The organism is Microbacterium sp. NPDC058021 (assembly GCF_042885955.1).
In the GTDB taxonomy this organism is placed as follows: Bacteria; Actinomycetota; Actinomycetes; order Actinomycetales; family Microbacteriaceae; genus Microbacterium.
Genome location: NZ_JBHVRF010000007.1, coordinates 161,269 through 174,906 on the forward strand (window position 1 = coordinate 161,269; position 13,638 = coordinate 174,906).

Here is a 13,638-nt window from a genome sequence, read left to right on the forward strand (position 1 = left end):
TCAGGGCGCGCAGGTCTCGGCCAGCGGTGAGCTCTGCCGGTCGGCGCGCACGAGGGTGACCTCCACGCAGGTGCGCCCGCCCGGCTCGACCGGCACGGTGACGGTGGTCTGGTCGGTCGACTCCATGCGGGGGTCTTCGCCCAGGCGCTGCACCGCCCACAGGTAGGTGTCGCCGTCTTCGGGCTCGGCATTGCGCCACGTGAAGGTGACCGTGTCGCCCTCCACCGTGCCCGTGAGATCGGCCACGGCCGGCACGCCGCCGGCGGGGAGGATGTCGATGGGTCCCTCATCGTCTTCCGGAGCCGCGGAGGGTTGCGGCGAGGGGGTGAGGATGCCGGTGGCTGCGGCGACCGCGATGCCGCCGCCGGCGAGCACGACGACGGCGGCCACGATGGCGCCCACGAGCGCACCCGTGCGGGGGCGAGTCCGCTCCGGCGGCTCAACGCGAGCGGACTCGTCGGTGTCGGGGCGAACGTCGGCCGGGGGCGCGAATCCGGGTGCGGGCGCGGCGGGCGCCGGGGAGGCGAGCGGAGCGGAGCGCCGCACCGTGGCATCCGGGGGCGCGCTGTCCCACACCGGCGGCTGCACCGCGCCGGGGCGCAGCATCGTGGCGCCGACGGTCGTCGCGGCCGGGGGCGAGGTGGTGCCGGCGAGCGGGCTGGTGGAGCCGGGTGCACGCACGATGGGCGGCGGCAGCGAGGGGTCGATGCTGACGATCCCCCGGATGCGGGTGAGTCCGCCGTCCTCCACCTCGGCGGGGGCGTCGTCGACGCTCTCGTCGATGACGTCGATGGGGGTGGCCGCCATGTTCAGCTCGAGCTGCACGCGCTGCAGCGCCCGGGCGAAGTCCAGCGCGCTGGCGTAGCGGTCGCCGGGGGCCGTGGCCATCGCCCGCTCGAAGACGCGCTGCAGCGACGGCGGCGCATCGGCCCGGCCGAGCGGGGGCACCGGCTGGGTGAGCGCGCGCTGGATGAGGTCGGCGCTGCCGTTGCGCTGACCGGGGATCTCGAACGGCGAGCGCCCCGCCAGCAGCGTGTAGATCGTGGCGCCCAGCGCATAGACGTCACCGGCGCGGCCGGGGGAACCTGCTTCGGCGAAAGCCTCCGGCGGCGACCACGGGATCGACATGCCGGCCAGTTCCTGCTCGTTGTCGCCGGCGGTGGCGATGCCGAAGTCCGTGAGCGCGGGACGGTTGTATTCCGTCACGAGGATGTTCGCCGGCTTGATGTCGCGGTGCAGGATGCCGGCGCGATGCGCGGTCTCGACGGCGGCGGCGACCTGCACTCCGACCCGCAGCGCCTCGGCCACCGAGAACGGCTCCCGGCGATAGCGGGCCTGCAGGTTCGGGCGGGAGCAGTACTCCATGACGAGGTAGGGCCGACCGTCGTCGGAGACGCCGGCCTGGTAGATCGTCACGATCGCGGGGTGCGTCGACAGCTGGGCCATGATGTTGGCCTCGGCGGCGAAGTCGGCGACGGAGGTCTGGCTGAGCCGGTCCGCCAGCAGCACCTTCACCGCCACGCGACGCTGCGGCAGCGCCTGGTCGTAGAGGAACACGTCGGCGAAGCCGCCCGAACCGAGCAGTTCGCGGTAGGTGAAGCCGGGGAGGACCGGGGGCGCGGCGGGAGGACGCGACGCGTTCATCAGCCCTCCCGGTAGGTGACGGTCACTTCGTCGCCGAGATCCAGCGCATCGCCGTCGAGCAGCATCGTCGCCTCGCCCGGGTGCAGCCGCATGGGGCTGGAGCCCTCGCGGTGCAGCACCGTGCCGTTGGTGGTGTCGAGGTCGACCACGACCGCCGATTCGCCCTCGCGGCGTACCTCGATGTGGCTGCGGGAGATGTCCTGGTTCGGGCTGTCCACGGTCACCAGCTGGGGCACGTCCTCGCCCACGCGCGTCGCGCGGGGGCGGCGACCGATGACGACGTCGCGATCGAGCAGCACGGTGCGGCCGGTCGACAGCTCGAGGCGCCCGAGGGTCGCCGGTTCCGGCTCCGGTGGGGCCGGGACCGGCGGCAGGTCGGTGCGGCCCGCCGCGCGCAGGGCACGGGCCGCCGCGAGCGACACCGTGGCGCCGTCGTGGTCGCCCGCACGCACGAGCGGCTCGGGCGCCGGCGCCACAGCGACCGCGTCGACTGCGGGCTCGGCGTCGGCGGCGACGGCGGCCGCGGCGACCGAGGCCATGACCGTCTCGCCCCAGAGGTGGGCGAACCGTCCGCGGCGGTCGGACTGCACGGTGTCGAGCGGGTCGGGGTCCGCCGCCGGGACGTCGCCGCTGACCCAGGCGGGGACGGATGCCACGAGCGGACCGTCCGGCGTCGGAGCGACGGCGGCGGGCTGCGCAACCTCGGCGGACGGCGGCGCCGCGGCGGCCGACGAGGGCTCGGCGGCAACCGCCTCCGGCGCGAGGTCGTGCGCGGCGGTGGCCGGCGCGGCGATCGGCGTCGACGCCGCATCCGCCACGAGCGTCACCGTCACCGCGGCCGCCCGCACGATGCCGTCGACGACGGGCAGGTCGGCGCCGGCGGGTGCCGTACCGAGCCGCAGCGAGACGGCGCGCGCGTCGGCGACGACATGCTCGGACCACGTCGCGACTCCGGCGCCGCTGAGCACGCAGGCGCGCCCGGCGGCATCCGTCACGTGCGCCTCCACCTCACCGCGCACCAGCACGCGGGCGGGTTCGCCCCGCATCACCAGCCCGAACGGCGGTACATCGGCGAAGCGGCCGGGGCCGCCGGTGGCGGCATCGAGCACGGCGGCAAGGCCATCGCCCGCCGCGAGGGCGCGCCACACCCCCTCGACCACCGCGCCGTCCACGCCGGATGCCACGAGCGCCACGCCGTGCGGCGTCGCGATCGCGTAGGCGTCGCCGGCGGTGTAGCGGGCGGGCTCGGGGCGGGGTGAGGTCATGTCCGGTCCTTCGTCGCGGCGGGCGCCGCGGCATCCTTCGGGGGGCGCGTGCCCTTGTCCGCAGGCGAGAGCAGCGACCGCAGGCTCAGCCGAGAGCGTAGCCGACGCCAGAAGCCCACCGAGCCGCGCATGCCGCCGACGACCTCATCGACCTCGCGCCACAGCGCCTCCACGTCGGCGTCGGCGGGTTCGCCCGGCCCGAAGACGCCGGCATCGGCGCGCTCGGCCACGGCGACGACCGCCGGGGCGGCGAGGGCGTCGGCCACCAGCCGCGCGTCGTCGCGGCGGGTACCCCCGGCCGGCGGCTTCGCCCCGAGGTCGCGCGCGGTGTCGATGACCTCGGCCCACGCGCCGCTCGCGCGCTGCGAGGGCGCACCCTCTTCGCGGCGGCGACGGCGGCGCAGCAGCTTCAGCAGCAGCACGGCGGCGAACGGCGCCGCCAGCACGATGAGCACGCCGAGGCCGGCCGCGACGTACGCGACGATCGCGAGCCACGCGAAGGCGTCGTTGTCGTCATCGTCGTCGTTGCCCTCGTCCTCGGGGACGTCCGGCGGCAGGTTGACGGGGTCCTGCGCGGGCGGCGGCGGCTGCAGCGTCTGCGGCTGCAGCTCGGTCTGCGGCACCGTCTGCTGGTCGGTGGGGACCTGGTCTTCCGGCGGCGTCGGATCGAACACGACCCAGCCGTACTCGTCGAACGCGATCTCCACCCACGCGTGGAGGTGCTCGCCGGTCGCGGCGAACGTGGAGCCGGCGGCATCCTCGTCGGGGTAGAAGCCCATGACGACGCGCGCCGGCAGGCCGAGCTGGCCGGCCAGCAGCGCCATGGTGACCGCGTACTGCTCGTCGTCGCCGACCATGCGCTCGGGTGTCGCCAGCAGCGACTGGATGCGCTCCGATCCGTGCCCGGCGCGGGAGATCGCCTCCCCCTCCAGCCCGTGGCTGAAGAACCCCTGCGTCGACAGGGTGGTCGCCAGGGCGTCGGCCTGCTCGAACGGGGTGTCGGCGCCGCCGACGATCGTCGAGGCCAGTGACGCCGAGCCCTCGGGCACGTTCTGCTGCGGCGGGAGGGCCAGCGGGGCGACCGCGGCCTCCTCCAGCTCCGCCCGGGTGGGGGTGCGGGGGACGACGACATCGAGGGAGTAGGCGTCGCCTTCGCGCAGCCCCGCGGTGACCACCCCGACCCCGGTGGCGCGGTTGTAGAACGTGGAGCGCTTGAGGTCGTCGGCCCGGTCGCCGTCGTAGCGGATGCCGGTGAGGTAGCCGACGTCGGGCAGCCACACGCCGCGGAGCGCGCCGATCTCCACGTCCACCTTCGCCTGCTCGCCCTCGACCGCGGCGGGGATGCGGTCGCCCAGGCGCTGGAAGCTCGCCGAGGCGCCGGCACCCTCGCTGGCGACGTTGTAGACCACGCCGTCATAGGCGTCGAGGGTCGCCAGCCGCACGCGGCCGCCTTCGGGCAGCCCCGACACGGTGAACAGGGTCTCGTCGGCCTTGTCGCGCACGTAGGCGCGGAACGACTGCAGCGGACTGACGTAGTCGCGCATGTCGATGGGCGGCAGAATCGCGTCGCGCACGACGTAGCGGGGGCCGGACGGCGCGGCCGCCGCGCTCGCGCCGGCTCCGAGGCCCACGGCGAGGGCGATCACCCCGGCGGCGGCGAGCACCCGCCGGCCCCGTCGCTGTGTGGAGATCGAGCCGGACTGCGCCGCGTACTGCTGCGCCGTGACGGAGCGGCGGTACGCGGCCCACGCGACGGCCGTGATCGCGAAGACCGCACCCTGCACGATCGGGGCGGCGGTCTGCGTCGTGCCGAACGCGATCGCGAGCACGAGCAGCACGCCGGTCGGGAGCACCGCCCACGCCCACTGCCGCGCGCGCAGCGCGATCGATCCGGCGATCACGGCGGTGAGCAGCACCGACAGGAAGGGCACGACCAGGAACGCGTCGGATGCCGCGAAGGGCGCCACCGCCGTGACGAACTGCTTCCACGCGAACACCGCACCCCCGGCGAGCGCGATGACGCTCTCCAGCGTCGGGACGATGCCGCCGAGCGTCGTGGTGGGGACGGCGAGCGGGGCGCCGAAGACGGCGTAGACGCCGACGGTCGCCGCGGCGACCGTCAGCAGCCCCCAGCGCAGCCACGCGCCGATGGCCGCCACGGCGAGACCGAGGAGGAGGGCGCCGAAGCCGGTGACGAGGAAGAACGGGCTGTCGAACGCGGGGCCGAACCCGATGATCGCAACCGCGATGAGCACGGCGACCGCGCCCAAGTCGATGGCGTGGCGGCGGGTGAACCGCGGGCGCGGCGAGGCGGGCGCGGTCACGACAGCACCCGCCGCAGCCCGACGGGCAGGTCGGAGAGCGTGCCGAGGGTGAGCACGGTGGCATCCCCCAGCCGGCGCAGCTGTGCGGGGGCGCCGAGAGTGCACGAGACGCCGAGCACACGGGCGCCGCCGGGGAGCGTCGTCGCGGCGGCCCGCAGGGTGGGCGCGGACACCCGCGACCCGGTGAGCATGACGACGATGCTCGCCTGCAGCGCCTCGACCTTCACGCGCGCGGCGAGCTCGGTCGTGGAGGGCACGGCGTGGGCGGTCTCGATGCGCGAGAGTGCGTCCAGGAGAGGACGACCGGCGGCGGTCGGGATGGTGAGGTCCTGGCTGAGGACGGACACCTGTCGGTCGTCGCGCATCGCCTGGATCGCGATGGACCCGGCGGCCGAGACGGCCAGCTCGAACTCCTCCGGATCGGCGTACTCTGCGGCGTTGCGCGAGAGGGTGACGACGATGTGGGACCGGCGGGTGTCTTCGAACTGACGCACCATGAGGGTGCCGGTGCGCGCCGTGGAGCGCCAGTGCACGTGCCGACGGTCATCGCCGGGCGCATACTCACGCAGGGCGTGGAACGAGACGTCGTCGGGCGACAGGTCGCGGGTGGGCAGGCCTTCGAGGTCCCGGAGGAACCCGGCGGACATGCCGCCGAGGCCCACGGTGTGGGGGTGCACGAACAGCTCGACCGGGTCGCTCCAGGCCTGCGTGCGCTCGAAGACGCCGAGCGGATCACCCCGTACCGCGCTGACCGGACCCACCTTCAGCACGGCGCGGCGGGTGGTCGGGATGGCGAAGAGGTCTTCGTGCGTCGCGCCCACCGCGAGGCGCGGCACCTCGAAGACGGGGCGGGCGTGACCGACGGGCATGATGACGCGCGCGGGGAGGATGGCGCGGGTGCCGGGGTTGCGGAGCGTCAGGCTGCCGACCGCACGTTCCCCCACCACGACGCGTTCCCGGGTGAGGTCCAGCGCGACGTCGTACTGGGTGCGGCCGACGAGGAACACCGCGCACACCGCCAGCAGCGCAGTGCCGCACAGGGCCAAGGTCGTCAGCTCCCACCACCCCAGGATCGCTCCGGCGACGGCGGCGACGAGGGTGACGGCGATCACGCCCCAGCCGAGCGGGGTGACGACCCGCAGCACGCGGCCGATCGGGCGGGCCACCGGCGCGAGCGCGGGGGCGACCGAGGCCTCGTAGCGGGCGCGCAGGGTGGGTCCGGATGCCGCGCGTGCACGCCGATCACCCCGGCGCACCAGCGTCGGGGTGGCGGGCTCGGCCGCCGCGGTCATGCCGCGCGGGCCTGCGGTGCCGGCGTGTCCTCGAGGACCCGCCGCACGACGCCTTCCGCCGTGACACCCGAGAACTCCGCCTCGGGGTCGAGCACGAGCCGGTGGCTCCACACCGGCAGCGCGAGCGCCTTGATGTCGTCGGGCAGCACGTAGTGGCGGCCCTCCGAGGCGGCGCGCACCTTCGCGGCGCGCACGATCGCGAGCATGCCGCGCACCGAGACGCCCAGCGTCGTCTCACGGCTCTCGCGGGTCGCTTCGGCCAGCTGCGCCGCATAGCGCAGCAGCACGGGGTCGACGTGGGCGGAGGCTGCGAGGTCGGCCATCTCGGCCACCGCATGGGCGGTCACGATCGGCTGCAGCCGGCTCACCGGGTTGCGGTCGCCGGAGCCGGCGAGGATGCGCTCGGCGCTGGCCAGATCGGGGTAGCCGATGGAGGTCTTCAGCAGGAAGCGGTCCAGCTGCGCCTCGGGCAGCTTGTAGGTGCCCGCCTGCTCGATGGGGTTCTGCGTCGCGATCACCAGGAACGGCCGGCCCACCTCGTGGGCGACGCCGTCCACGGTGATCCGCGACTCCTCCATGACCTCCAACAGCGCCGACTGGGTCTTGGGCGAGGCGCGGTTGATCTCATCGGCCAGCACCACCTGCGCGAAGACGGGCCCCTTGTGGAACTCGAACGTGTGGGTCGCCTGATCGTAGATCGTGACGCCGGTGACGTCGGACGGCAGCAGGTCGGGCGTGAACTGGATGCGGCTGCTGGTGCCCTGCACGGTGGCCGCCAGCGCACGGGCGAGGCTCGTCTTGCCGGTGCCGGGGGCGTCCTCCAGCAGCACGTGCCCCTCGGCGAGCATGGCGGTCAGCACGAGGCGCACGACCTCGTCCTTGCCGAGCACTGCCTGCCCGACGTTGTCGGCCAGGCGCGTGAAGGTGTCCCGGAACCACGTCGCCTGCTCCACCGTCATCGTCATCTGCGTATCTCCTTCATCGCTTCATCATCGTGTGTGCGCCGCTACCAGGTCGTCGCCTTGGGCTGGCTGGCGGCCGGAATCCCGTTGAGCTGCACCTGCACCGTGTGCCCGGGGTTGCCGTACCAGCACTGGATCTGCGTCGTCCCGCCGGCGGCGATGTGCACGGGGCCATCCCACTCGTTGAACTTGCGACCATTGGCCAGGCAGCTGTAGGTGTAGCTGCCGGCCGGGAAGTTCGCTTCGGTGCGCACCGACAGGTAGTAGCAGGCGACGTTGCATCCGGATTTGTAATCGCCCTTCACCGTCTGCGCGCCGTTCTGCGGGTCGGGTCGCGGACCCGTGGAGGCCTGGGCGGAGTTCTCGGGACTCACCTGACCCTCGGTGTCGACCGCGCGGACGCGGATCGAGTGGGTCTGGTCGTAGCCGTCACCCACCCGGCGGCTGCCGTTGGCTCCGACGTTCTCCCAGCCTCCGCCGTTGACGTTGATCTGCACCGTGACGTCGCGGCCGTTGAGAGCGGGGCCCGACCAGCTGAGCACGACCGATGTGCCGTCGCGCTGCGCGCCGGCGCCGGGGGCGTTCGGCTTGCCGAAGGGGACGACCTGGTTCGATCCGGTCGACCCGGGGCCGGCGTAGTTCTGCCCGTCCATGTTGTTCACCGCGCGGATGGCGACCGTGTACCCGGTGCCGTTGGCGAGGCCGGCGATCGTGCCGCGGATCGTGGCGCCCTTCTCCAGGCTCGCCCAGATGCCGCTCCAGCCGCCGCCGTTGAGGGAGTACTCGTAGTTCAGCTCCCCGGGGTTGGCGCCGTTGCCCGCGCCTGCGGGTGCGGTGATCGATAGCGACCGGTCGCCGGGCGTGGCCGTGACAGCCCCCGGTGCCCCCGGCGGCACGAACGCACGACGGGGTGCCGACGGCGCGCTGAATGCACCCTGACCGGCCTTGTTCCGGGCGGCGACGGTGAACGTGTAGTCGGTGGTCGACGCGTCGACGTTGACCGCCTGGGACGTCTGCCCGCCGGCGACGGGGACGGTGCTCACGACCGTGCCGCCGCGCAGCACGCGCAGTTCGTATCCGCTCACCGGGTCGCCGTTGGCGAAGGGCGCCGCCCACGTCACCTGCAGCTGAGCCTGGTTACCGACCGGCGACAGGCGCTGCGTCGTCGGCGCGGCGGGCGCCGCCGGGGGACCTGCGGGGATGACGCTCGGCGACCAGCTGCTCCAGGCCGACGGCTCCGGCGCCCGGTTCACGGCGCGCACGCGCACCTGGTAGGACGTGCCGTTCTCGAGGCCCTCCCACCGCAGCGAGTTGCCGGTCACGCCGGTCTGCTGCGTCGCGCCCGACGGCGGGGCGGGCGAGATCTCGAGGTCGAAGCTCTCGACCGGCGACCCGGGGGTCGACGGGGTCACCCACGACACCGTGATCGCCTTGTCGCCGAAGACGGTCGACGGCGGCTGCGGGGTGTCGGGCCGCGCGTCGGGGCGCGCGGTGGCAGACGGGGCCGAGGGGTCGGATTCGCCGACCCGGTTGGTGGCTACGACGGTGAAGTTGTACTCGACGTTGTTGGTGAGACCGTCCAGCGTGCACGTGGTCGAGGCGCAGGTCTTGGTGTAGTCGCCGCGGGTGGAGGTCACCGTGTACGACGTGATCTCGGCGCCGTTGTTCGACGGCGACGACCACGACAGCACGACGGTGCGGTCCTGCACGCTCGAGACGGTCGGGGTGCCGGGGACGTCGGGGCGGCCCTGCACCGTCAGGCGGATGCGGCCGTCGACGACGCGGTCGGGGTCTTCGGTGGCATCCTGCACGCGGTAGCGCACCACCAGGCTGCCGACGAAGTCGTCAGCGGGGGTCAGCTCCACCGTGCCACCGGGGAGCACCCGCGGCTGGGCGCTGACGCTGCCGACCTCGACCTGCGCGTCGATGACGGTGAGGGGCTCGTCGGGGAACGGGCTCTGGTCGTTGGCGAGCACGTCGATGCTCTGCCTCACGCCCTGGTGCGCCTCGGGCACGAGGTCGTCGGTGGTGACGGCCAGCGGGCGCGTGGATGCCGTGACGGTCGCCGTCATCGTGGCGGTCACCGGATCGCTCTCGCCGTCGGTGACGGAGACGTCGATCGTGGCGGTCGTGCCCTTGGGCGTCGAGGCGTCGGCGGAGACGCTCAGCACCCCGTCGGACACCGAGGCAGAGAACCCGTCGGGGGCGCCGCCCACCAGGCGGAAGGCGAGGTCGGCGAGGTCCTCCTCATTCGGGTCGGATGCCAGGCCCCGCAGGTCCAGCGTCGTGGCGGTCTCGCCCGGCGCGACCGAGAGGGCCGCCCCCGACAGCGTCGGCGGCAGGTTGTCGGGCGGGAGCACCGTGATGGGGAGGGTGAGCGTTGCCACGCGACCCTCCGGGTCGTCGGGGCCGGTGCCGTCGGTGACCTCGAAGGTGATGGCGTCGGCGCCGCTGTAGCCGTCGGCGGAGGTGTAGACCAGCGTCGTGGCATCCTTCACCAGCGCTGCACCGTCGGCGTGGATCGCCGAGACCTTCGCGGCCTCGGTGATGATGGCCCGGCCGCCGCCGGCGACGACGACGTGGTCGGCCAGGGGGATCTCCACCGTCTCACCGCTTGTGACCTCGATGCCGCCGGTCGTGCCCAGCGACGGGCGCAGGTCCGCGAAGCCCGGCACGTGGATGAACGCCGAGGCGCTGAGCCCGTCCTCATCGGTCACGTCGTACCGCACGATGCGGGCGGTGTCGGTCAGCGGAACGCGCACGATGCCGCCGGAGCGCACCCGCACGTCCTCTTCGGCGGTGGTGATGGTGAGCTCGTCGCGCACCCCGTCGGGGTCTTCGTCGTTGAGTAGCACCTCGACGTCGACCTGCGGCTGGTCGCCGACGTCGGCGATCGTGACCCGGTCGTCGCGGGCGATGGGGGTCTGCAGCGGCACGTCGGGGTCGACGGTGACCACGAGCGCGCCGATCGCCGAGGCGCCCCGCGAATCGCGGATCGTGTAGGTGAGGGTCTTGGTGCCCGGCTCGTCGGCGCTGGTGATCACCACGCGGTCACCCCGCACGATCGCCTCGATCCCCTCGGGCACCTCAAGCCCGTCGGCGACGAGGATGACCTTGTCGCCCTCGGGGTCGGAGTCGTTCACGGTCACCGGCACCGCGACGGTGCGCGCGGGCCGCATGAGCACGACGTCCTTGACGGCGAACGGTGCCTGGTTGGTGCCGGTGGATGGTGCAATGCCGATGCGCACCGCTGCGGTCGCGGTGCGGCCGAGGCGGTCCTGCACCGTGTAGGTGAACTCGTCGGTGCCCGTGGATTCGCCGAACGCCTCGTACCGCAGGTAGTTCTGCCCCACTTCCACCACGCGGCCCTTGGCGGGAGCGGACGCGACGCCCACGAGCTGCACCGAGTCGCCGTCGGGGTCGATGCCGTCGAGTGCGACCGGGATCTTCACCTCGGTGCCGCTGAGCACGCGCGCGGTGAGGTCGCGCGGCCGGGGAGCCTGGTTGTTCTCGACGTCGACGTCGACGATCTGGATCGTGACGTAGCCGGCATCCTTCTGCCCGAGCGAATCGGCGATCTCGTACGTCGCGTAGACGGTCTTCGCTTCGGTGCCGGCACGGAAGCGCAGCGTGTTCTCGGAGACGAACGCCTCACCGTCGGCGGGGTCGATGAGCGGGTCGATCAGGTCGGGCTGCACCGTGAGGGCGTCGCCGTTGGGGTGGTAGTCGTTATCCAGCACCGGGATGCTGATGACGTCACCGGCCCGCACGATCACGTTGTCGTCGGCGGCCACCGGCGGTCGCAGCTGGGTGGGCGCGGGGATCGGGATCACGACGACGTCGCCGGTGGCCGAGTGGCGGCCGTTGGAGATCTGGTACTCGATCGTCACCGACTGGGCCAGACCCGACTGGTCGGTCACGAGCAGGTAGCGGTGGTCGATCACGGCGACCGACACCCGTGAATCGGGTGGCACCGTGACCGACTGCACGACGAGGATGCCGCCGGCGGGATCGGAGTCGTTGGCGAGCACGTCGATGCGCACGTCCTTGCCCGACGGCAGCAGCGCCACGTCGCGCACCGCGATCGGCGGGTCATCGGGGTCGGCGGCGGTCAGCACGTCGATGCGCGCGAGTCCGGTGACCGTCTGCGGCCCGTCGGTCGCGAGGTACTGCACGTAGTAGACGCCGGGGGTCTGCGAGACGAACGAGAAGGTCCCCGCGTTGTAGTCGGGCACCACCTCGGCCCCGGCGACCTCGGTCACGCGGGCCAGGCGCAGCGGCGCGCCGCTGGGCGAGACGTCGTTGTCCAGGGGCGAGACGCTGGTCTTCTCGTTGGTGCGCACCACGAGGTGGTCGGGCGTCGTGATGGGCTTGGTCGACCCGACGGGGCGTACGTCGAACTCCACCGTGCCGGCGGTGTCGTCGGTGCCGTCCGAGACGGTCACGGTCACGGTGCGCCGGCCCTGCACCGACCCGACGGCGCGGAAGGTGAGTTCGCCGGCCGACGTGAAGTCCACCTCGTCGTCGCCGTCGGCCACGGCGCTGCGCAGGAACATGTCGTCGCCGTCGGGGTCGACCCAGTCCAGCAGGGTGTCGTGGGTGATCTGCCCGCCCTGCTCGACCACCACGATCGGCGTCTTGCGCTGCAGCGGCGCCTCGTTGACCGACCACGGCCGCACCTCGACGGTGACGTTGGCCTGATCGGTGCCGCCGGGGCGCCCGTCGTTGACCTCGTAGCTGAACGTGTCGGTGCCGGAGGCGCCCTCGGGCACCGTCACCTGGAGGGCCCGGCCACCGTAGATGGGGGCGAGCTCACCCACGCTCACCCCGCCCTGCGCGGCGGCGGTGAGCACGTCTCCGTCGGGGTCGTTGTCGTTGTCGAGCACCGGCAGCACCGTGGTGCGACCGGGGCGCACGCCGAAGTCGTCGTCCTCGGCGACCGGCGGGTGGTTGACGTCGGTGCGCTCGGGGAGCGAAGTCTCGGGGGCGACCTCGGTGGAGGTCTGCTCGGTCTCATCGCCTCCCTCGGGCGGCACGATGTCGTCCCAGTTGTCGACGAGTTCGAGCGATTCGGTGACCGTCCACGCGGAGCCGGCGACGACGTCGTTGAGCACGACGACGTCGCGGTTCACGCGGAAGACGACGGCGGCGTCCGCGGCGATCCCCGGGATGTCGGCGGTGAGGTCGTCGCGGTCCTGAGCGCAGTCCCGCACGAACCGGGCCGATCCGCCCCACGCGCCGTAGACGCAGCCCTTGAGGGAGACGGGCGCGGCGGGGGCGCCGTTGCCTCCGGCTGCGGTCTCGACGGCGGGGCCGTCGCCCAGCGGCACGGTGACCAGCGCGGTGGGGGTGGCGTAGCTGACGTGCTCGGTGAAGGAGGAGGGATGCTGGAGCACGGCATCCGCCACACCCTCGAGATCGCGCAGGCCCAGGCCCTGCACCCACAGCCGCGCGTCGGTCTTGTTCAGGAGCACCGGCGTGGTGCCGGCGACCGTGATCGACAGCGCGTCGCCCTCGTCGAGCCCGTCGACCGGTTCACTGGAGGATTCCGCGCCCTCGGGGCCCAGGCGCACGGTGGTGAGGGTGCCCTGCTCGGGGGAGGCGACGTAGACGGCGCCGTCGGGGCCGGTCGCGGCGACGGCGCCCTTGCCGAACTCACCGGCCGGGTCGTCGGCGGGAGTGAAGCCGGCGAGCCCGGAAGCCGGGGTGAGCCACAGCGCACCCTCCTGCGGCTCGAGCATCGAGACGGTCGCAGCTCCCACGCCCACCGTCGCGCCGGCGGGGATGTCGATATCGCCCACCGTCGCGACGGTCGCCGCGTCGACGGGGGCGAGCGTGCTGTTGGCCTCGTCGACGACGAGCACGGTGCGCCCGTCCTGCACGATGTCGTACTGGTCCGACACGGTGCGCAGGCCCGCATCGAGCACCTCGGAGGCGTCGTTGAAGCGGCCGACGAGGTAGCTGGACTGCTTGGTGACCCAGACGGAGCCGTCGTTCAGCTCGACATCGGTGGTCGGGAAGCCCTCGTAGAGGAACGCCATCGTGGTGATCGCGACGGCGGAGATGGTGACCACGCTCGCCGACGCCAGGGTGCGCGGGCGCGCGCGAAGCCACGCAAAGGACCTCATGAAGAACGATCCCCCTTGTCGTT

Annotated in this window: 6 protein-coding genes; all 6 read right to left on the bottom strand. The window is 73.2% G+C overall.

Annotated features, from left to right (window positions below):
- Genes ACFVR6_RS15485 through ACFVR6_RS15510 form a run of 6 tightly spaced genes read right to left on the bottom strand, consistent with a single transcriptional unit; the run spans position 1 to position 13,615 of the window.
- Entirely contained in the window at positions 1 to 1,644 is a 1,644-nt protein-coding gene (locus ACFVR6_RS15485; protein ID WP_386964637.1) for a serine/threonine-protein kinase, read from the bottom strand.
- Positions 1,644 to 2,909 (bottom strand): FHA domain-containing protein, encoded by a 1,266-nt coding sequence (locus ACFVR6_RS15490; protein ID WP_386964638.1) that lies wholly within the window; start codon positions 2,907 to 2,909, stop codon positions 1,644 to 1,646. Before ACFVR6_RS15490 ends, ACFVR6_RS15485 begins: the two co-directional genes overlap by 1 nt.
- Positions 2,906 to 5,233, bottom strand: coding sequence for a transglutaminase family protein (locus tag ACFVR6_RS15495; RefSeq protein WP_386964640.1), 2,328 nt, complete (start codon positions 5,231 to 5,233; stop codon positions 2,906 to 2,908). The genes ACFVR6_RS15490 and ACFVR6_RS15495 overlap by 4 nt, the downstream gene beginning before the upstream one ends.
- Complete coding sequence (locus ACFVR6_RS15500) at positions 5,230 to 6,525, bottom strand: DUF58 domain-containing protein (RefSeq protein ID WP_386964642.1); 1,296 nt, start codon at positions 6,523 to 6,525, stop codon at positions 5,230 to 5,232. The genes ACFVR6_RS15495 and ACFVR6_RS15500 overlap by 4 nt, the downstream gene beginning before the upstream one ends.
- Complete coding sequence (locus ACFVR6_RS15505; protein ID WP_386964644.1) at positions 6,522 to 7,490, bottom strand: AAA family ATPase; 969 nt, start codon at positions 7,488 to 7,490, stop codon at positions 6,522 to 6,524. The genes ACFVR6_RS15500 and ACFVR6_RS15505 overlap by 4 nt, the downstream gene beginning before the upstream one ends.
- A 41-nt stretch (positions 7,491 to 7,531) precedes the next feature.
- A complete protein-coding gene (locus tag ACFVR6_RS15510; RefSeq protein ID WP_386964646.1) occupies positions 7,532 to 13,615 on the bottom strand; it encodes an Ig-like domain-containing protein in 6,084 nt (2,027 codons plus the stop codon).
- Between the last annotated feature and the right edge of the window lie 23 nt (positions 13,616 to 13,638).

What these genes read in the sequence shown, in the direction of transcription:
- ACFVR6_RS15510 (WP_386964646.1), bottom strand. Translation starts at nt 13,615, where the DNA reads ATGAGGTCCTTTGCGTGGCTTCGCGCGCGCCCGCGCACCCTGGCGTCG.
- ACFVR6_RS15505 (WP_386964644.1), bottom strand. Translation starts at nt 7,490, where the DNA reads ATGACGATGACGGTGGAGCAGGCGACGTGGTTCCGGGACACCTTCACG.
- ACFVR6_RS15490 (WP_386964638.1), bottom strand. Translation starts at nt 2,909, where the DNA reads ATGACCTCACCCCGCCCCGAGCCCGCCCGCTACACCGCCGGCGACGCC.
- ACFVR6_RS15500 (WP_386964642.1), bottom strand. Translation starts at nt 6,525, where the DNA reads ATGACCGCGGCGGCCGAGCCCGCCACCCCGACGCTGGTGCGCCGGGGT.
- ACFVR6_RS15485 (WP_386964637.1), bottom strand. Translation starts at nt 1,644, where the DNA reads ATGAACGCGTCGCGTCCTCCCGCCGCGCCCCCGGTCCTCCCCGGCTTC.